Genomic DNA, 18,442 nt, shown 5'->3' on the forward strand with positions numbered 1-18,442 from the left:
GACGTGTCGCACGCCGAGCCTCCTGTCCGGATCGCGCCGAGGCTGATCGCGGAACTGACCGTCCGCGGGGAGACCGTGGCGGTCGCCGAGTCGCTCACCGGCGGCCTCGTCGTATCCGAACTCGTCGAGGTGCCGGGCGCGAGCGCTGTGGTGCGCGGTGGGGTGGTGGCGTACGCGACGCCGATCAAGGCGTCCGTCCTCGGGGTCTCCTCGTCCCTGCTCGCGGAACGCGGGGCCGTCGACCCGGACGTCGCCACGCAGATGGCGGAAGGGGTGCGTACCGCCCTGGCGGTGGACGGCGTGCCCGCCACGTGGGGGATCTCGACGACCGGGGTGGCCGGACCCGACCCGCAGGACGGCAAGCCCGTCGGGACCGTGTTCGTCGGGATCGCGTCCGCGTCCGGATCACGGGCGGTCGAACTGCACCTCGAGGGCGACCGCGAGGCAATCCGTCGGGCCTCCGTCTCCGAACTCCTGGTACGGCTGCTCGACGAGCTGGCGACCGGGGAATAGCCCGCGTTACCGCTGGGTTACATCTCACGCAATCTCCAGCAGGACGGCAGCCCAGGTGGCTAGCATGCTGCAACCGGCAACGCTACTGTTGCTGAACCCGTGACGGTCATCCCGACCCATCGGGCTTTGGAGACGACAGAGAGGAGGAGTTCTCATGGTTCTCGTTCGTCAGGAAATCGGCGACGTTCTGCGGGACTTCCGCTTGCAGAAGGGCCGGACCCTCCGTCAGGTCGCGTCCAAGGCCAGTGTTGCTCTCGGGTACCTCAGTGAAGTCGAGCGTGGGCAGAAAGAAGCCAGCTCGGAGATCCTCGCTTCCGTTGCGGATGCGTTGGACACCCCCATCTCCACGATCATGCGCGAAGTGGGCGACCGCCTCGCCGTCGTGGAAGGACTCACCCCGGTCCCGGACACGCTCCCGGACGAACTCGTCGCCGAGTTCGACAACGACCTCGCGGTGCGCTGACCCGCACTGCACCACGAACGCCCTCGCCGGTTCGCCGGCGGGGGCGTTCGCTCGTTGCGGGCCGTGCTCGTTCGCCGGGCTCCGCGTTTAGGCTGGTGGGATGCGCGTGAGTGAGTTCTGGCGAGCCGTCGACCAGGTCTTCGGTGAGGCCTACGGTGCGGTCGTCGCCCGCGACGTCGTGCTCGAGGAGCTCGGGGGCCGTTCCGCCGCCGATGCGATCGCCGCCGGGATCGACACCCGCAAGGTCTGGGACGCGCTCTGCGACTCCCAGGACGTGCCGCAGGACCGTCGCCACGGCAAGGGACTGTTGGAGCCCCGGGACTGACCGGATTCTCCGAACACCTGTTCGGCGTGTCGCTCGAACACGTGTTCGACGGGTGGTAGCTTCCTCCACAGCGGCGCAGAACGACGAGTTCGTCCACAGGCAGCGCGGTGACCGGCAGTGATGTCGGTGGCCCGCCCTAGGTTCGAGTCATCGGGAACGCCCGAAGCCTTGTCCGAGAACCAGGGGCCTTGCACCATCGGCCCCCGGGGATCAGACAGCCTACAGGCGGCAGACATCGAGCACGAAGGAAGCACACCATGCCATCACCAGCAGACCGCGAGAAGTCCCTCGAGACCGCACTCGCGCAGATCGACCGGCAGTTCGGCAAGGGTGCTGTCATGCGCCTCGGCTCCGACGAGCGCGCCCCGGTCGCCACGATCCCGACCGGTTCCGTCGCCCTCGACGTCGCGCTCGGGATCGGTGGACTCCCGCGCGGCCGCATCATCGAGATCTACGGCCCGGAGTCCTCGGGCAAGACCACGCTGACGATCCACGCCATCGCGAACGCCCAGCGCAACGGTGGCATCGCGGCCTTCATCGACGCGGAGCACGCGCTCGACCCGGAGTACGCGAAGAAGCTCGGTGTCGACATCGACGCCCTCCTCGTGTCCCAGCCGGACACCGCCGAGCAGGCACTGGAGATCGCGGACATGCTCGTCCGCTCCGGCTCCATCGACCTCATCGTCATCGACTCCGTCGCGGCGCTCGTGCCCCGCGCCGAGATCGAAGGCGAGATGGGTGACTCCCACGTCGGTCTGCAGGCACGCCTCATGTCGCAGGCGCTCCGCAAGCTGGCCGGTGGGCTGAACCAGACCCAGACCACGATGATCTTCATCAACCAGCTGCGCGAGAAGATCGGGGTGTTCTTCGGCTCCCCGGAGACCACCTCCGGCGGTAAGGCGCTCAAGTTCTACGCCTCGGTCCGTCTCGACATCCGTCGCATCGAGACCCTCAAGAGCGGCACCGACGCGGTGGGCAACCGCACCCGCGTCAAGGTCGTCAAGAACAAGATGGCGCCGCCCTTCAAGCAGGCCGAGTTCGACATCCTGTACGGCACGGGCATCTCGCGGGAAGGCTCGCTGCTCGACTTCGGTGTCGACCACGGCATCGTCAAGAAGTCGGGCGCCTGGTACACCTACGACGGCGACCAGCTCGGGCAGGGCAAGGAGAACTCGCGTTCCTTCCTGATCCAGAACCCGGAGATCGCCGCCGAGATCGAAGGCAAGATCCTCGCCAAGCTCGGCATCGGTGGGGCCAAGGCCGATGCGGACGCCGCTCCGGTCGAGTCCATCGAGCCCAAGCTCGCTGCACGCAAGGGCGCGTGACCACCCGCGACGACGAAGCGGACCTCGCACCGGTCACCGACCTGTTCGGTGCGAGGACCCGCCGTCGTGCAACTCCGGAGCCCGAACCCACCGCCGGTGACGACGGCGGCGACGGCGACGTGCGCATGCCCCCGTCGTCGATGCTCGACGAGGGCGCGGACGCGGACACCCCGGTGCCACTGCCGCTGCGTGGCCCCCGCGCTCAGGCCGACTGGGTGTCGCCCGTCGTCGGCGACGGTTCCGGGCGGAGTGCCCGGGCCGAGATGGCCGGGTACGACGCTGAGGACTCTGGTGCCGATGCCAGCACCGCGTCGGTGTTCTCGATCGTCGGCGGGGACGAGATAGACCCCGCTGACGCCCCCCGTCCCCTCGACGAACAGCGCGCTGATGCCGAACGCCTCAGCATGCGGGCGCTCGGACGCAAGGGCGTCAGTACATCCGAGCTCCGCACGACCCTGACGAAGAACGACCTCGACCCGGACGTCGTCGAGCACGAGATCGACCGCCTGACCCGCGTGGGGTTGCTCGACGACGTCGCCCTCGCGACCGATCTCGTGGACCGGCTGCACGACCGCAAGGGCCTCGGCAAGCAGGGGGTCGTCGCGGAACTCCGTCGTCGCGGCATCGACCAGACGGCGATCGACGCCGCGCTCGACGCAGCGACGGACGACGATGACGACGAGTTCGTCCGGGCGATCGACCTCGCGGTGAAGCGTGCCGGGCAGCTCCGCGGGCTCGACCGTGCGACTGCGGAGCGGCGCCTGTCCGGGTTCCTGATGCGCAAGGGCTACAACGGCGGCATCGTCCGGATCGCGGTGGAGCGTGCGCTCGACGGCGGTGGGCGTGGGGCCGGTCCGCGCTCCGGCGGGCCGCGTGGGCCCGTGCGCTTCGAGTAGTCGCCCCGCGATTTACACTGGGACGACCATGGCCACCGTCGCAGCGCGCCCCCGCACCTACGAAGTCCACACCTACGGGTGCCAGATGAACGTGCACGACTCCGAGCGCCTGAGCGGGTCGTTGCAGGCGGCCGGGTACGTCGCTGCCGACGGTGCGCAGGCCGACGTCGTCGTGATCAACACCTGTGCCGTGCGGGAGAACGCGGACAACCGGCTCTACGGCAACCTCGGGCAGCTCGCCGGCATCAAGCGCGAGCACCCCGGCATGCAGATCGCGGTCGGCGGCTGCCTGGCGCAGAAGGACAAGAACGTCATCCTCGAGAAGGCGCCGTGGGTCGATGTCGTCTTCGGGACGCACAACATGGGGTCGCTGCCGACGCTGCTCGAACGCGCCCGGCACAACGGTGAGGCGCAGCTCGAGATCCTCGAGTCGCTCGACGTCTTCCCCTCGACCCTCCCGACCAAGCGCGACTCGACCCACAGCGGCTGGGTGTCGATCTCGGTCGGCTGCAACAACACCTGCACGTTCTGCATCGTGCCCTCGCTCCGCGGCAAGGAGAAGGACCGACGCCCCGGGGACGTCCTCGCCGAGATCCAGGCGCTCGTCGACGACGGTGCGATCGAGGTCACCCTGCTCGGGCAGAACGTGAACTCCTACGGCGTCGAGTTCGGCGACCGTCAGGCGTTCGGCAAGCTGCTCCGCGCCGCTGGCCAGATCGAGGGGCTCGAGCGGGTCCGCTTCACCAGCCCGCACCCGGCAGCCTTCACCGACGACGTCATCGACGCCATGGCGGAGACCCCGAACGTGATGCCGCAACTGCACATGCCGCTGCAGTCCGGGTCGGACCGGGTCCTCAAGGCGATGCGTCGCAGCTACCGGAGCGAGCGGTTCCTCGGGATCCTCGACCGGGTGCGCGCGAAGATCCCGAACGCGGCGATCTCCACCGACATCATCGTCGGGTTCCCCGGCGAGACCGAGGACGACTTCGAGGACACCATGCGCGTCGTCGAGCAGGCCCGGTTCGCTTCGGCGTTCACGTTCCAGTACTCGATCCGCCCGGGGACGCCTGCTGCGACGATGGACGACCAGCTCCCGAAGGCGGTCGTCCAGGACCGGTACGAGCGACTCGTCGCCCTGCAGGACCGCATCACCGCCGAGGAACACGCGAACCAGGTCGGCCGCACCGTGGAGGTGCTGGTCGCGACCGGGGAAGGCCGGAAGGACGACACCACGCACCGGCTGTCCGGTCGCGCGGAGGACTCCCGGCTCGTGCACTTCTCGGTCCCGGCCGGGTCCGACGTCCCGCGCCCCGGCGACGTCGTCACCGTCGAGATCACCCGCGCGGCGCCGCACTTCCTGATCGCGGACACCGACGCGCCGCTCCGGATCCGACGGACCCGCGCCGGGGAAGCCTGGGACCGTGCGCAGGCCGAATCCTGCGGCGTTCCCACGCCTTCCTCGCCGAGCGACGGGCCGAAGCCGGTCTCGCTCGGCCTGCCGACGCTCCGTGTCGGCCGCTGAGGACGTCGGCGCGGATGCGCCTGGGACGTTCGCGGACCCCGGTTCGGCCGGGCTGATCGCCGTCGTCGGGGCCACCGGCACCGGGAAGTCCGACCTCGCCATCGCCATCGCCGACCGGCACCGCGAGCAGGGTCGTCGCGCCGAGATCGTGAACGCCGACGCGATGCAGTTCTACCGCGGCATGGACATCGGCACCGCGAAGGTCCCGGTCACCGAACGGCACGGCATCCCGCACCACCAGCTCGACGTGCTCGACGTCACCGACGAGGCGAGCGTCGCCGCGTACCAGCGCGGCGCCCGCGCGGTGATCGCCGACATCGCCGACGACGGTGGCGTGGCCGTGCTCGTGGGCGGGAGCGGACTGTACGTGTCCTCCGTCCTGTACGAGCTCGACTTCCCCGGGACCGACCCCGAGCTCCGCGCCGAGCTCGAGCGCGAGCACGCGGAACACGGGCCGAGCGTCCTCCTCGCACGCCTCCGAGAACTCGACCCCGCGGCAGCCGACACCATCGACGCACGCAACCCGCGGCGGCTGATCCGCGCCGTGGAGATCGCGAGCCGATCGGACCAGGTCACCACGAGCCTCCCGTCCGCGCCCCGCGCGTGGCGACCAGCCCGGGTGCTGCACCTGCGTCGTGATCGCGAGCAACTCGTGACCGCGCTGCACGCCCGCGCCGAGCGGATGTTCGCCGACGGGCTCGTGGACGAGGTCGCCGGGCTCCGCGACGTCGGACTCGAACAGGGCCGGACGGCGCGAGCGGCGATCGGGTACTCGCAGGCGCTCGAAGTGCTGCGGGGATCCTCGACCGTCGCCGAAGCCGTCGAGGCGACCGGCATCGCGACACGGAAGTACGCCAGACGACAGGTCTCGTGGTTCAAGCGGTACGCCGAGGCCGATGACCTCGACGTGACCGGCGCCGACCGCGACGGGCTCACGGCGCTGGCCCGTAGGATCGTCCCGTGACCGAGCTGCACTTCACCAAGGGCCAGGGGACCGGCAACGACTTCGTCCTGTTCGCCGACCCCGACGCCACGGTCGAGATGACCCCCGACCGGATCCGCGCGATCGCCGACCGGCGCTTCGGTGTCGGGGCCGACGGCGTGATCCGCGCCGTCCGCTCGGACGCGATCCCGGAAGGGCAGGCCATCGTCGCGGAAGACCCCGACGCGACCTGGTTCATGGACTACCACAACGCCGACGGCACGGTCGCCGAGATGTGCGGCAACGGCATCCGGGTGTTCGCCCGGTACCTCACCGAATCCGGGCTCGTCGACCTCGCACCGGGCGAGACCCTGTCGGTCGGCAGCCGCAAGGGCATCGTCGACATCCAGCGGCAGGCGAACGGGTTCTCCGCCGACCTCGGCCGCTGGGGCCTCGGCATCGACGGCCGCGGGTCCGACGACGTGATGGTGCGCGCGAAGAACCTCGACACCGCGCGGCCCGGGCTCGGCATCGACGTCGGCAACCCGCACGTGGTCGTCGCCGTCGCGACCGAGGACGAGCTCGCCGACGTGGACCTCACCTACGTGCCGGTGCTCGACCCGGCACCCTCCGCGGGGGCGAACGTCGAGTTCGTGCTGCCGGGGGATCCGCTGGTGCAGGACGGCGTCGGGCAGATCACGATGCGCGTGCACGAACGCGGCAGCGGCGAGACCCTGTCGTGCGGGACCGGGGCGGTCGCCGCGGCGCTGGCCACCCGGCACTGGGCGGGGTCGGCGGCGCCGGACACCTGGCGCGTGCGCGTTCCCGGTGGTGTGCTCACCGTGCGGATGTTCGCGGCGGAGGACGGGGAGCACGTCGCGCTGGCGGGCCCGGCCGACCTGGTGTTCTCGGGCGACCTGACGGTCTGACGCGCGCGGGGGCGCGGGGCGCGCCGCTCTGTGCGGCGATGCGTGCGCGGTGCGCGCGCCCGCCGCGCGCTACTCCGCCGTGCGGTGCACCCGCAGCACGCGGAAGCCCTTGTCCGTCGTCGCCCGCGTGACGTGGAACGACGGCCCGAGCGTGTCGTGGAGCCAGCGCTGCAGGGAGTCGCCGCCGAGATCCTTCGAGACGACGAGCCAGGCGTCGCCGGACACTTCGAGCCGGGGGAGCCAGGTCATCAGGATGTCGTGGAGCTCGTCCTTGCCGACCCGGATCGGCGGGTTCGACCAGATCGTCCGGAACCGGAGCCCCGCGGGGACGTCGGTGGGCAAGGCGATGGAGACGTTCGTCGCCCCGGCGGTGGACGCGTTGCGTCGCGCGAGGTCGAGCACCCGCTCGTTCACGTCGACGCCCCAGACCTGCGCGTCCGGCGAGTGGATCGCCATGGTGATCGCGATCGGACCCCAGCCGCAGCCGACGTCGAGCAGCGCCCCGTCGTGCGCGGGCGGCGGCACCGAGTTCAGCAGGACCCGGGTGCCCCGGTCGAGCCCGTCCGGGCTGAACACCCCCGCCGCCGTGGTCAGCGACAGCGAACGCCCCGCCAGGGTCACGGCGATCTGACGCGGTCGCGCCTGACTCTCCGGGGTGGCCGAGAAGTAGTGGTCGTTCGCCATGGAAGAACCGTACCGGGAACCCCGTGTGTCCTGCGGGCTGCGGAGGTACCCTGTGGACAGCATGACGGATACCCACAACCAAGCTGAAGGCGACGGCGTCGTCGAGCGCGTGCTGCGCAACGCCGACTCGCGAGCCAGCTCGTCCATCTTCGCGCCGGCACAAGCGATCCAGACCCGCTCGGTCGACGAGCAGGGCTGGGCCGGCGACGGCGACCAGTACGACCGGGAGGACCGTGCGGCGCTCCGACGGGTCGCCGGTCTCTCCACCGAACTCGAGGACGTCACCGAGGTCGAGTACCGGCAACTCCGGCTCGAGCAGGTCGTCCTGATCGGCGTGTACGCCCAGGGCGACGCCGCCGACGCCGAGAACTCCCTCCGTGAACTGTCGGCCCTCGCCGAGACCGCGGGCGCCGTGGTCCTCGACGGGCTCCTGCAGCGCCGGCCGCACCCGGATCCCTCCACCTACCTCGGCAAGGGCAAGGCCGAGGAACTCGCGATGGTCGTCAAGGCGACCGGCGCCGACACGGTGATCGCGGACACCGAGCTCGCGCCCTCGCAGCGCCGTGCGCTCGAGGACGTCGTGAAGGTCAAGGTGATCGACCGCACCGCGGTGATCCTCGACATCTTCAGCCAGCACGCCAAGTCGCGTGAGGGCAAGGCGCAGGTCGAACTCGCGCAGCTCGAGTACCTCCTCCCGCGACTCCGCGGTTGGGGTGAGTCGATGTCCCGCCAGGCCGGTGGTCAGGTCTCGGGCGGTGCGGGCATGGGTTCGCGTGGTCCCGGTGAGACGAAGATCGAGCTGGACCGCCGCCGCATTCACACCCGGATGTCGAAGCTGCGCCGCCAGATCGCCGGATTCCGACCCGCTCGAGAGGCCAAGCGTGCCGACCGGCACCGCAACGAGGTCCCGAGCGTCGCGATCGCCGGCTACACGAACGCCGGCAAGTCCTCGTTGCTGAACCGTCTGACGAGCGCAGGCGTGCTCGTGCAGAACCAGCTGTTCGCCACCCTCGACGCGACCGTCCGCCGGACGGAGAGCACGAAGGGCCGCGAGTTCACGTTCGTCGACACCGTCGGCTTAGTCCGGAACCTGCCGCACCAGCTCGTCGAGGCCTTCCGCTCGACGCTCGAGGAAGTGGGCGAGGCGGACGTCATCGTGCACGTCGTCGACGGCTCCCACCCGGACCCGGCCGCGCAGCTCGCGACCGTGCGCGAGGTGATCGGCGACGTCGGTGCCCGGGACATCCCCGAGATCGTCGCGTTCAACAAGGCGGACCTCATCGACGAGGCCCAGCGGCTGGTGCTGGTGGGTCTCGCCCCGGACGCCGTCTTCGTGTCGGCGCGGACCGGCGAGGGCATCGGCGACCTGCTCGCAGCGATCGAGGACCGGCTCCCCGAGCCGGACGTCTCGCTCACCGTGGTGGTGCCGTACGACCGCGGGGACCTGGTCTCCCAGCTGCACGACACCGGATCGGTCGAGACGGTGGACTACGTCGAGTCCGGCACGCGCCTCCGGGTGAAGGTCTTCCAGCGGCAGGTCGCGGAGCTCGACCCGTACGTGGTCACGCCCGCCGCACCGGTTCCGTCCGCCTAGGGTCCGGTCCCGACCCGGCCGGGAGGCCCGGCTGGCGTCCGCCAGGAACCCCGGCTGGGTGCGCAGTTCCGTCCGCAGTCGCACAACGAAAGCCGGTCCGAACCACGTACCCACGTGGTTCGGACCGGCTTTGGTTGTGCGGCGTCGATCGAGCGGCTCCGCGCAGAGGTCAGAGGGAGCGGAGGACCGCCACGACCTTGCCGAGCACGGTCGCGGCGTCGCCGAGGATCGGCTCGAACGCGGTGTTGCGGGGGAGCAGCCAGGTGTGACCGTCCCGCTGGCGGAACACCTTGACCGTCGCTTCCTCGTCGAGCATGGCGGCGACGACGTCACCGTTCTCGGCGGTCTGCTGCGACCGCACGACGACCCAGTCGCCGTCGCAGATCGCGGCGTCGATCATCGACTCGCCGACGACCTTGAGCATGAAGAGGTCGCCGGAGCCGACGAGCTGGCGGGGCAGCGGGATGATCTCGTCGACGTGCTGCTCGGCGGTGATCGGGACACCCGCGGCGATCCGGCCGACCAGTGGCACGAGGGTGGTGGCATCGACGTCGGGACCGTCGGCGGCCGCTGAGGGCTCGTCGACCAGGACCTCGAGGGCACGGGGACGGTTCGGGTCACGGCGGATCCAGCCGCCCAGTTCGAGCTGCCCGAGCTGGTGCGAGACGCTCGACAGCGACGAGAGGCCGGCCGCATCGCCGATCTCGCGCATGCTCGGCGGGTAGCCGCGGCTCGCGATGGAGGCGCGGATCGCGTCCAGGATCGCCTGCTGCTTCGCGGTCAGCGGTTTCTGTCCCCGCAGTTCGTCCGGCACGTCGTCTCGCCTTCTCGTCGCGACCCTTGGACTGCCGATCGGGGAATGTCGGTGGTCCCCGTGAGACTTGTCCCAGTCAGTCGAAACAGTATCCGACCGCATGACGCCGGACAAACACCTGTTCGAGCGTGTCGCACGAAAACTCCCCGGAAATCTCTCCAGGGGACTTGTGCGGCCGTCCGTTCGAACGTATGTTCGGTACATCGCTTCGGTTCACCTGAGCAGGAAGGCACCACGACATGAGCACCATCGCACTCGCAGACATGCAGCGCAGCACCTCGCAGCGCGGTTCCGTGCAGCGCAGCTCCGTGCAGGGCGGCACCGTGCAGGGCGGGACTGTTCGCACGCGGCTCCGCCTGACCCGCCGTGGCCGTGTGGTCTTCACGACGCTGGCCGCGATCCCGCTGCTGCTGATCGTCGGCCTGTTCGCGCTGAACGGTGGCCAGGCCTCGGCCGGCAACACCGCGGCGAACGTGCACTTCCAGACGGTGACGATCGAGCCCGGTGAGACGCTCTGGCAGCTCGCCGAACAGACTGCGCCGAACGCCGACCCGCGTGACTTCATCCAGGACGTCGTGAGCCTCAACGCGCTCGACGGCTCCGGGGTGCAGGCGGGGGAGCAGATCGCGATCCCGGCCAAGTACGCGGACGCGAAGTAGCGCGCAAGAAGGACCCGACCGTCAGGACCGGCAGGACCGTCCGGACGGCCGGTCATCGTGGAGGCGCTCCGCTCTACGATGGATCGGTGGCATTCACGCTCGAAGACCTCCCGATCCGAGACGACCTCCGCGGTCAGAGCCCCTATGGCGCCCCGCAGAAGCACGTCAGCGTGCAGCTCAACGTCAACGAGAACACGCATCCGGTCCCGCAGGACGTCGCGGACGACATCGTGTCCTCGATCCGGCAGGCGCTCGCCTCGGTCAACCGCTACCCGGACCGCGAGTTCACGGAGCTGCGTGAATCACTCGCGGGGTACCTCGGGCACGACCTGACCTCTGCGCAGATCTGGGCGGCCAACGGCTCGAACGAGGTCATCCAGCAGCTCCTCCAGGCCTTCGGCGGTCCGGGCCGCAGCGTGCTCGGCTTCCCGCCCACGTACTCGATGCACTCGATCATCGCCTCGGGCACCGGGACACGCTGGATCGCTGCCGAGCGCGACGCGGAGTTCCGGATCTCCCCGGAGACCGCCGTGGCTGCCGTGCGCGAACACCAGCCGGACGTGGTGTTCCTCTGCGGACCGAACAACCCCACGGGGACGCCCCTCGAACTCGCGACGATCGCGGCTGTCTACGACGCCACCGACGGCATCGTGATGGTCGACGAGGCGTACGCGGAGTTCATGCCCCCCGGACAGCCGACGGCGCTGACCCTGCTGCCCGGTCGTGAACGGCTCGTGGTGTCCCGCACGATGAGCAAGGCGTTCGCGTTTGCAGGAGCCCGCGTCGGCTACATGGCGGCGCACCCGGCGGTGGTCGACGCGCTCCGCCTCGTCCGCCTGCCGTACCACCTGTCGGTGCTGACCCAGGTCGCTGCGGTCGCGGCGCTCCGGCACGCGCCGGAGATGCTCGCGATGGTCGACGACATCCGGGGCCAGCGTGACCGCATGGTGCGCGAGCTCCGTGACATGGGGTACTCCCCGCACGAGACCTGGTCGAACTTCGTCCTCTTCGGCGGTGTCGCGAACTCCGCCGCGGCGTTCGAGTCGCTCCTCGAGCAGGACGTCATCGTGCGCGACCTCGGGATCCCGAACCACCTCCGCGTGAGTGCCGGGACGGAGGCGGAGACGACGGCCTTCCTCGACGCCATGCGCCGCGTCGCCCGGGAACAGCCGCCGGTTAGGCTGGGAGCATGACCGCGCGCACCGCCGAGATCACCCGTTCGACGAGCGAATCGAGCGTGTCCCTGTCGCTCGACCTCGACGGCACCGGCAAGTCCGACATCTCGACGAGCGTCCCGTTCTTCGACCACATGCTGACCGCGTTCAGCAAGCACTCGCTCATCGACCTCCGGGTGGAGTCGACCGGTGACACCGACATCGACGTGCACCACACCGTCGAGGACACCGGCATCGTGCTCGGGCAGGCACTGAAGGCAGCGCTCGGCGACCGCGCCGGCATCGGCCGCTACGGCGACGCGCTCGTCCCGCTCGACGAAGCGCTCGCCCAGGCCGTGGTGGACGTCTCCGGGCGCCCGTACCTGGTGCACACCGGGGAACCCGAGGGCTTCGAGTTCCACCGCATCGGTGGCCACTTCACCGGCTCGATGGTGCGTCACGTGTTCGAGGCCATCACGTTCAACGCCGGCATCACCGTGCACGTCCGCGTGCTCGGCGGACGGGACCCGCACCACATCGCGGAAGCCGAGTTCAAGGCGTTCGCGCGGGCGATGCGCCGCGCGGTTGAGCTCGACCCACGCGTCGACGGCATCCCCTCCACGAAGGGCGCACTGTGAGCACGAAGCCGAACGTCGTCGTCCTCGACTACGGGTCGGGGAACGTGCACTCGGCGGCGAAGGCCCTCGAGCGCGCCGGCGCCGACGTCACCCTGACCTCCGACAAGCGGGCCGCCCTCGAAGCGGACGGTCTCCTGGTCCCCGGCGTCGGCGCGTTCGCCGCCGTGATCGACCAGCTCGAGGGGGTGCAGGGCGGCGAGATCGTCGACCACCGGCTCGCCGGCGGCCGTCCGGTGCTCGGCATCTGCGTCGGCATGCAGGTCCTGTTCTCCCGCGGGGTCGAACGCGGTGCCGACGTCGAGGGCCTCGCGCAGTGGCCGGGCACGGTCGAGCAGCTGCAGGCCGAGGTGCTGCCGCACATGGGGTGGAACACGATCGACGCCCCCGATGACTCGGTGCTCTTCGACGGCCTCCGCGACGAGCGGTTCTACTTCGTGCACTCCTACGGCGTCACGGACTTCCCACTCGAGGCGTACGGCCCGTTCCGCGCGCCGAAGCTCACCTGGGCGGAGCACGGGCAGCGCTTCATCGCGGCCGTGGAGAACGGACCGCTGACCGCGACCCAGTTCCACCCGGAGAAGTCCGGGGAGCCCGGCATCCAGCTGCTCCGCAACTGGGTGCGGTCTCTCTGAGACCCGCACCGAGCCTCCCGACCGATCTCGAACCAGCCACAGAACCGACAGGACCATGACCGACCTGACCTCCACCCCGCCCCTCGTCCTGCTGCCCGCGATCGACGTCGTCGACGGCCAGGCCGTGCGCCTGACCCAGGGTGAGGCCGGCAGTGAGACGTCGTACGGCGACCCCGTCGCCGCCGCGCGCACCTGGCGCGACCAGGGCGCGGAGTGGATCCACCTCGTGGACCTCGACGCCGCGTTCGGCCGCGGGGACAACCGCCGCGTGATCGCGCACGCCATCCGGGAGGTCGAGGGCGTCCAGGTCGAGCTGTCCGGTGGCATCCGCGACGACCGAGCACTCGAAGCGGCGCTGGCGACGGGTGCAGCACGAGTGAACCTCGGCACCGCGGCGCTCGAGGACCCGGAGTGGGCGGCCCGCGTGATCGGCGAGTACGGCGAGCAGATCGCCGTCGGGCTCGACGTCCGCGGCACCACGCTGGCCGCGCGCGGCTGGACAGAGGACGGCGGCGACCTGTGGGAGGTGCTCGACCGGCTCGAAGCGGCCGGGTGCGCTCGGTACGTCGTCACCGACGTGACGAAGGACGGCACGCTGCAGGGGCCGAACGTCGAACTGCTGCGCCAGGTCTGCGACCGGACGGACCAGCCCGTCGTCGCCTCCGGCGGCATCTCGACCCTCGACGACCTGGTCGCGTTGCGCGAGCTCGTGCCGCACGGCCTCGAGGGCGCGATCATCGGCAAGGCCCTGTACTCCGGCGCGTTCACGCTGCCGGCCGCACTCGACATCGCGTCGGAGTAGCGCCCGTGGCGGGCATCTCGAACGGCCGCGGGGCAGGACCCGACGACACCGACGGCCACGCACACGCCGTGGACTCGGCCGGGTTCCCGTGGGCCGGCCGCACCTTCGACAGCCACGACGACGCGTTCGCGGACGACGACGGACTCGCCGACCCGGCGGTCCTGGCGGCGATCGCGGACCTCGCGGCAGGGGGATCGCAGGGCGCCGTCGTGCGGGCGCTCGGCACCGCCCGGCTGCTCATCCCGCTCGTCGCCGAAGCGGGCGAGGTCGGCGAGACACCCGACGGTCGCCTCGTCGACAAGACCCAGGAGCTCTCCATCGTCACGGTCGCCGGTCCCGACGGCCGCACGGTGATGCCGGCGTTCACCTCGGTCGCCGCGATGCAGGCCTGGGACGCCACCGCGCGGCCGATCCCGGTCGAGTCGCGTCGGGTCGCGATGGCGGCGGCGAGCGAGGACACCCAGCTCGTCGTCCTCGACCCGACCTCGCCGAGCGAGTTCGTCCTGCGTCGCCCCGCGGTGTGGGCGCTCGGCCGGGACCTCCCGTGGACGCCGTGCTTCGAGGACACCGCGGTCGCTGCGGCCTTCGCGGCCTCCGTCGAGGGGGAGCGGAGCGTCGCTCGCGTCGAGCTGGAACCCGGCGACCCGCTCGGGCGCTTCGCGGGCCCGGAACTGACGGTCGGTCTCGCCCTGCACCCGGGGCTCGATCGTGCCCAGGTCGGGGAGCTCGTCGGACGCCTGCAGCAGCGGTGGTCGGCGGACGCGGCCATCGCGGAGCGCGTGGACAGCATGCGCGTCGCATTGCGCGCAGCCTGACCCGCGTCGCGCGTGGGTCAGCGCGGGTGCGCCGGTACGATGGCCCGGTGAGCACCAACCCGACGACCCAGCCCGGCACCGGCGAGACCACGTACGGTCCGACCGGCCGGCCCGTTCGGGCATTCCCCGTGCCGGAGGAGCTCGACGGTCACGGCCCCGCCCGCATCATCGCGCTCTGCAACCAGAAGGGCGGCGTCGGCAAGACCACGACGTCGATCAACCTCGGAGCGGCGCTCGCGGAGTACGGCCGCAAGGTCCTCGCCGTCGACTTCGACCCGCAGGGCGCGCTGTCCGCCGGCCTCGGTGTCCGGACCCACGACATCCCCACGGTCTACGACCTGCTCATGGGCTCCATCAAGGACCCGAACCAGGTCATCCAGCCGACGAACACCCCGTACCTCGACGTCATCCCGGCGAACATCGACCTCTCCGCGGCCGAGGTCCACCTCGTGAACGAGGTCGCCCGCGAGCAGATCCTGGCGAGCGTCCTCCGCAAGGTCGCCGGCGACTACGACGTCATCCTCGTGGACTGCCAGCCGTCACTCGGGCTCCTCACCGTGAACGCGCTCACCGCCGCACACGGGGTGCTCATCCCGCTCGAGTGCGAGTTCTTCGCCCTCCGCGGTGTGGCGCTCCTCATCGAGACCATCGACAAGGTGCGCGACCGGCTCAACCCGGCGCTGAAGCTCGACGGCATCCTCGCCACCATGTACGACTCGCGGACGCTGCACTCGCGGGAAGTCATGGAGCGCGTCGTCGACACCTTCGACGACCGGGTGCTCGACACCGTCATCGGTCGCACCGTGAAGTTCCCCGACGCCACGGTGTCGGCGCGCCCCATCACGCAGACGGCTCCGGACCACGCTGCGGCGCACTCCTACCGGCAGCTCGCACGAGAGCTCGTCCAGCGTGGCGCCGTCGCCTGACCTCACTGCGGCCGGGTCCGGTTCCGCGTCGGGCACGTCCGACACGCCGGGATTCCGTGTCCGGCTCACGAACTTCGACGGACCGTTCGACCTCCTGCTCTCGCTCATCACGAAGCACGAGATGGACATCACCGAGGTCGCGCTCGGCGTCGTCACCGGCGAGTTCATCGCCTACGTCCGCCAGGCCGAGTCCGCCGAGGAACTCGACGAGGCGAGCGAGTTCCTGGTCGTCGCCGCGACCCTCCTCGACCTGAAGATCGTCGGGCTCCTGCCGCAGGGCGAACTCGTCGACGCGGAGGACGTCGCGCTCCTCGAAGCCCGTGACCTGCTCTTCGCCCGACTCCTGCAGTACCGGGCGTTCAAGCAGGCAGCGGACTGGTTCGGGTCGCGGTGGACGACCGAGTCGCGCCGTCACGTCCGGAGCGTGCGGCTCGAGGAACGCTTCCGCGCCACGACCCCGGAACTCGTCTGGACGCTGTCCGTGCAGGACTTCGCCGCGCTCGCCGCGCTGGCGTTCGCACCGCGGGAGATCCCGACCGTCGGACTCGACCACCTGCACGCCCCGCTCGTGAGCATCCGGGAGCAAGCGGCCGTCGTCGTGTCGATCCTCCGCACCCGCGCCGAGTCGGGCACCCCGGACGTCTCGTTCCGTGAACTGGTCGCCGGCGTCGACATGACGGGTATCGTGGTGGCTCGTTTCCTCGCGATCCTCGAGCTCTACCGGAACGCGTCGATCACCTTCGAGCAGGACGAGCCGCTCGGGGAACTCACCCTGCGGTGGACCGCGGAGCACTGGACCGACGAGAGCCTCGCCAACCTTGGAGCCGACTATGACGGATGACGTCCACGACGTCTCCAGCGCCGAACCCGGTGGCGCCGAGGAGATCGGCGACGCACGGGCGATCGAGGAGTCGATGCGCGCGCACGCCGCCGCGGCGTCCGCGTCTCCATCCACGTCCGCAGCCGCAGCGCCGGCGCCCGCGTCGGAGGCGCCCGTCGACCGGCAGCTCGAGGCGATCCTGATGATCGCGGACGAGCCGCAGTCGCTCGTCGCACTCGGCACGGCGGTCGGTGCGCCGGTGCCCGTCGTGCGGCAGGCCATCGAGCGCCTCGTCGCGGACTTCGACGGCGTCGACGGCACCATCCGCCGCGGGTTCGAACTCCGCGAGGTCGGCGGCGGCTGGCGGTTCTACGTCCGAGCCGACCTCGACGCCGTGGTCGAACAGTTCGTCGAGGCCGAACGGCCGTCGCGGCTGTCCCAGGCCGCACTCGAGACGCTGGCCGTCGTCGCCTACAAGCAGCCGATCACCCGCTCCCAGATCGCATCGATCCGGGCCGTCAACGTCGACGGGGTCGTCCGGACCCTGGTGGCGCGCGGGCTCATCGAGGAGTCGTTCACCGACTCCGAGACCGGCGCCATCAACTACGTCACATCCGATCTGCTCCTGCAGCAGCTCGGCATCAACTCGCTCGAGGAACTGCCGCTCATCTCGCCGCTCTTGGAAGACGGCGCTGACGGTTTCGAGCAGAACGAAGGGATCCCCGATGGCCGCGTATGAGGACGGACGACATGGCGACGCCGGTCGCGGGGGTGCTGGGCGTGGAGACGCGGGCCGCTCCGGCGGCGGACGGTCTGGAGGCTCGGGTCGCCCGGGCGGGTCGGATCGCGGTGGGTACGGGGCGCGTTCCGGTGGCTCGGACCGTGGTGGCTCGGACCGCGGCGGGTACGGGCGTCGCGATGACGACCGCGGTGGCCGCTCCGGTGGCGCTGACCGCGGTGGGTACGGTGCACGTTCCGGCGGCTCGGACCGTGGCGGCTCCGACCGCGGCGGGTACGGGCGTCGCGATGACGACCGCGGTGGCCGCTCCGGTGGTGCGGATCGCGGTGGCTACGGCAGCCGTCCCGGCGCTGGCGACCGAGGTGGGTACACCAGCCGTCCCGGTGGCGACCGTTCGCGTGGGGCCGACCGCGGTGGCTACGGCAACCGTCCCGGTGGGGCGGATCGCGGTGGCTACGGCAACCGCACCGGCGGCGACCGTCCGTACGGCCAGCGGGACGACCGCGCGCCGAGCCGGCGGGACGACGACCGGGGGGCTCCTCGTCGTGACGACCGTGGGTACGGCCGCCGCGATGACGACCGGGGTGCCCCGCGCCGCGATGACCGGGGTGCTCCCCGTCGTGACGACCGTGGGTACGGCCGACGCGATGACGACCGCGGCGCTCCGCGTCGGGATGACCGGGGTGCTCCCCGCCGTGACGACCGTGGGTACGGCCGCCGTGACGATGACCGCAGCGCGCCCCGCCGTGACGACCGTGGGTACGGCCGACGCGACGATGACCGCAGCGCGCCCCGCCGCGACGACGGCGGGTTCGTCCGCCGGGACGACCGCGGTGCCCCGCGCCGCGACGACCGTGGGTTCGTCCGCCACGACGACAGCCGCCACGACACCCGTGGCACGGGCCCGCGTGGGACCGACCGCCGTGACGACCGCACCGATCGCCGCGACGACCGTTCGGGCGACCGGCGCGATGACCGCGGGTACGGCCGCCGCGACGGCGAGGGACGCCCGGCTCCGACCGGCGACCGCCGCGTGGACCGCCCCCGGTGGAACAACGCCGACCGCGACCAGCGCGACCGTGAGCAGCGTGGGCGCGGCGACGACCGTCGGAGCACCCAGTCCCGCGACGGCGAGGCGAGCCGCGTGTGGCACAACGGGCGCCGGTACGTCGGCGGGACGGCCACCGTCCGGAACCGTGACCGTGGCACCACCCCGCGTCCCGAAGGGCAGCGAGACGGCAACGGCACTCCGCTCGAGGGCACGCCGGAA

Annotated in this window: 21 protein-coding genes; 18 read left to right on the plus strand and 3 right to left on the minus strand. The window is 71.0% G+C overall.

The features are described 5' to 3' along the window. The first annotated feature begins 30 nt into the window (after positions 1-30). The 8 genes from EDF27_RS18365 (at position 31) to dapF (ending at position 6,895) form a co-directional block, all read left to right on the plus strand. Positions 31-513, plus strand: coding sequence for a CinA family protein (locus tag EDF27_RS18365; protein ID WP_123703451.1), 483 nt, complete (start codon positions 31-33; stop codon positions 511-513). A 154-nt stretch (positions 514-667) separates the two neighbouring features. Further along, positions 668-976, plus strand: a complete 309-nt coding sequence (locus EDF27_RS18370) for a helix-turn-helix transcriptional regulator (RefSeq protein ID WP_058725115.1) — start codon at positions 668-670, stop codon at positions 974-976. Positions 977-1,076: 100 nt separating this feature from the next. Beyond that, complete coding sequence (locus EDF27_RS18375) at positions 1,077-1,301, plus strand: DUF3046 domain-containing protein (RefSeq protein WP_123656394.1); 225 nt, start codon at positions 1,077-1,079, stop codon at positions 1,299-1,301. A 257-nt stretch (positions 1,302-1,558) separates the two neighbouring features. Beyond that, positions 1,559-2,626, plus strand: coding sequence for a recombinase RecA (gene recA / locus EDF27_RS18380; RefSeq protein WP_123656395.1), 1,068 nt, complete (start codon positions 1,559-1,561; stop codon positions 2,624-2,626). Then, complete coding sequence (locus EDF27_RS18385) at positions 2,623-3,522, plus strand: regulatory protein RecX (RefSeq protein ID WP_123702768.1); 900 nt, start codon at positions 2,623-2,625, stop codon at positions 3,520-3,522. The genes recA and EDF27_RS18385 overlap by 4 nt, the downstream gene beginning before the upstream one ends. A 28-nt stretch (positions 3,523-3,550) precedes the next feature. After that, a complete protein-coding gene (miaB, locus tag EDF27_RS18390) occupies positions 3,551-5,044 on the plus strand; it encodes a tRNA (N6-isopentenyl adenosine(37)-C2)-methylthiotransferase MiaB (RefSeq protein ID WP_132050407.1) in 1,494 nt (497 codons plus the stop codon). Further along, positions 5,031-6,008 carry a tRNA (adenosine(37)-N6)-dimethylallyltransferase MiaA gene (miaA, locus tag EDF27_RS18395; protein ID WP_185021637.1) on the plus strand — a complete coding sequence of 326 codons (978 nt, stop codon included), beginning with the start codon at positions 5,031-5,033 and terminating at the stop codon, positions 6,006-6,008. The genes miaB and miaA overlap by 14 nt, the downstream gene beginning before the upstream one ends. Beyond that, positions 6,005-6,895, plus strand: coding sequence for a diaminopimelate epimerase (gene dapF, locus EDF27_RS18400; protein WP_123656399.1), 891 nt, complete (start codon positions 6,005-6,007; stop codon positions 6,893-6,895). The genes miaA and dapF overlap by 4 nt, the downstream gene beginning before the upstream one ends. 69 nt (positions 6,896-6,964) lie before the next feature. Here the strand turns inward: dapF and EDF27_RS18405 are convergent, their stop codons facing one another. Continuing rightward, entirely contained in the window at positions 6,965-7,579 is a 615-nt protein-coding gene (locus EDF27_RS18405; protein ID WP_123702764.1) for a methyltransferase, read from the minus strand. A 61-nt stretch (positions 7,580-7,640) separates the two neighbouring features. On the opposite strand from EDF27_RS18405, the gene hflX reads away from it, so the two are divergent. Then, positions 7,641-9,173: a GTPase HflX gene (hflX, locus tag EDF27_RS18410; RefSeq protein WP_132050409.1), complete on the plus strand. Its 1,533-nt coding sequence runs from the start codon at positions 7,641-7,643 to the stop codon at positions 9,171-9,173. A gap of 169 nt (positions 9,174-9,342) precedes the next feature. Here the strand turns inward: hflX and lexA are convergent, their stop codons facing one another. Beyond that, a complete protein-coding gene (gene lexA / locus EDF27_RS18415; RefSeq protein WP_123656402.1) occupies positions 9,343-9,987 on the minus strand; it encodes a transcriptional repressor LexA in 645 nt (214 codons plus the stop codon). Positions 9,988-10,226: 239 nt separating this feature from the next. On the opposite strand from lexA, the gene EDF27_RS18420 reads away from it, so the two are divergent. From EDF27_RS18420 to scpB, 9 genes are all read left to right on the plus strand, one after another. Then, positions 10,227-10,646 (plus strand): hypothetical protein, encoded by a 420-nt coding sequence (locus EDF27_RS18420; RefSeq protein WP_185021636.1) that lies wholly within the window; start codon positions 10,227-10,229, stop codon positions 10,644-10,646. Between the two features lie 86 nt (positions 10,647-10,732). Further along, the gene (locus EDF27_RS18425) at positions 10,733-11,839 is read left to right on the plus strand and encodes a histidinol-phosphate transaminase (RefSeq protein WP_132050411.1); all 1,107 of its coding nucleotides are present in this window, start codon (positions 10,733-10,735) and stop codon (positions 11,837-11,839) included. After that, positions 11,836-12,438, plus strand: a complete 603-nt coding sequence (hisB, locus tag EDF27_RS18430) for an imidazoleglycerol-phosphate dehydratase HisB (protein ID WP_123656404.1) — start codon at positions 11,836-11,838, stop codon at positions 12,436-12,438. The genes EDF27_RS18425 and hisB overlap by 4 nt, the downstream gene beginning before the upstream one ends. Beyond that, complete coding sequence (gene hisH / locus EDF27_RS18435; RefSeq protein WP_132050413.1) at positions 12,435-13,070, plus strand: imidazole glycerol phosphate synthase subunit HisH; 636 nt, start codon at positions 12,435-12,437, stop codon at positions 13,068-13,070. Before hisB ends, hisH begins: the two co-directional genes overlap by 4 nt. Before the next feature lie 55 nt (positions 13,071-13,125). Next, positions 13,126-13,872 carry a bifunctional 1-(5-phosphoribosyl)-5-((5-phosphoribosylamino)methylideneamino)imidazole-4-carboxamide isomerase/phosphoribosylanthranilate isomerase PriA gene (priA, locus tag EDF27_RS18440; protein ID WP_123702756.1) on the plus strand — a complete coding sequence of 249 codons (747 nt, stop codon included), beginning with the start codon at positions 13,126-13,128 and terminating at the stop codon, positions 13,870-13,872. A 14-nt stretch (positions 13,873-13,886) separates the two neighbouring features. Beyond that, entirely contained in the window at positions 13,887-14,687 is an 801-nt protein-coding gene (locus tag EDF27_RS18445; RefSeq protein ID WP_243698429.1) for an SseB family protein, read from the plus strand. Between the two features lie 47 nt (positions 14,688-14,734). Then, complete coding sequence (locus EDF27_RS18450) at positions 14,735-15,613, plus strand: ParA family protein (RefSeq protein ID WP_123656408.1); 879 nt, start codon at positions 14,735-14,737, stop codon at positions 15,611-15,613. After that, on the plus strand, positions 15,597-16,454 hold the full coding sequence (locus tag EDF27_RS18455; RefSeq protein ID WP_132050417.1) for a ScpA family protein: 858 nt from the start codon (positions 15,597-15,599) through the stop codon (positions 16,452-16,454). The genes EDF27_RS18450 and EDF27_RS18455 overlap by 17 nt, the downstream gene beginning before the upstream one ends. After that, on the plus strand, positions 16,444-17,172 hold the full coding sequence (scpB, locus tag EDF27_RS18460) for an SMC-Scp complex subunit ScpB (protein ID WP_132050418.1): 729 nt from the start codon (positions 16,444-16,446) through the stop codon (positions 17,170-17,172). Before EDF27_RS18455 ends, scpB begins: the two co-directional genes overlap by 11 nt. On the opposite strand, the gene EDF27_RS20155 is transcribed toward scpB, so the two are convergent. Continuing rightward, positions 17,099-18,325, minus strand: a complete 1,227-nt coding sequence (locus tag EDF27_RS20155; RefSeq protein ID WP_243698423.1) for a hypothetical protein — start codon at positions 18,323-18,325, stop codon at positions 17,099-17,101. The two genes, scpB and EDF27_RS20155, sit on opposite strands and share 74 nt — an antisense overlap. Positions 18,326-18,442: the final 117 nt, after the last annotated feature.

This window comes from Curtobacterium sp. PhB136 (assembly GCF_004346855.1).
In the GTDB taxonomy this organism is placed as follows: Bacteria; Actinomycetota; Actinomycetes; order Actinomycetales; family Microbacteriaceae; genus Curtobacterium.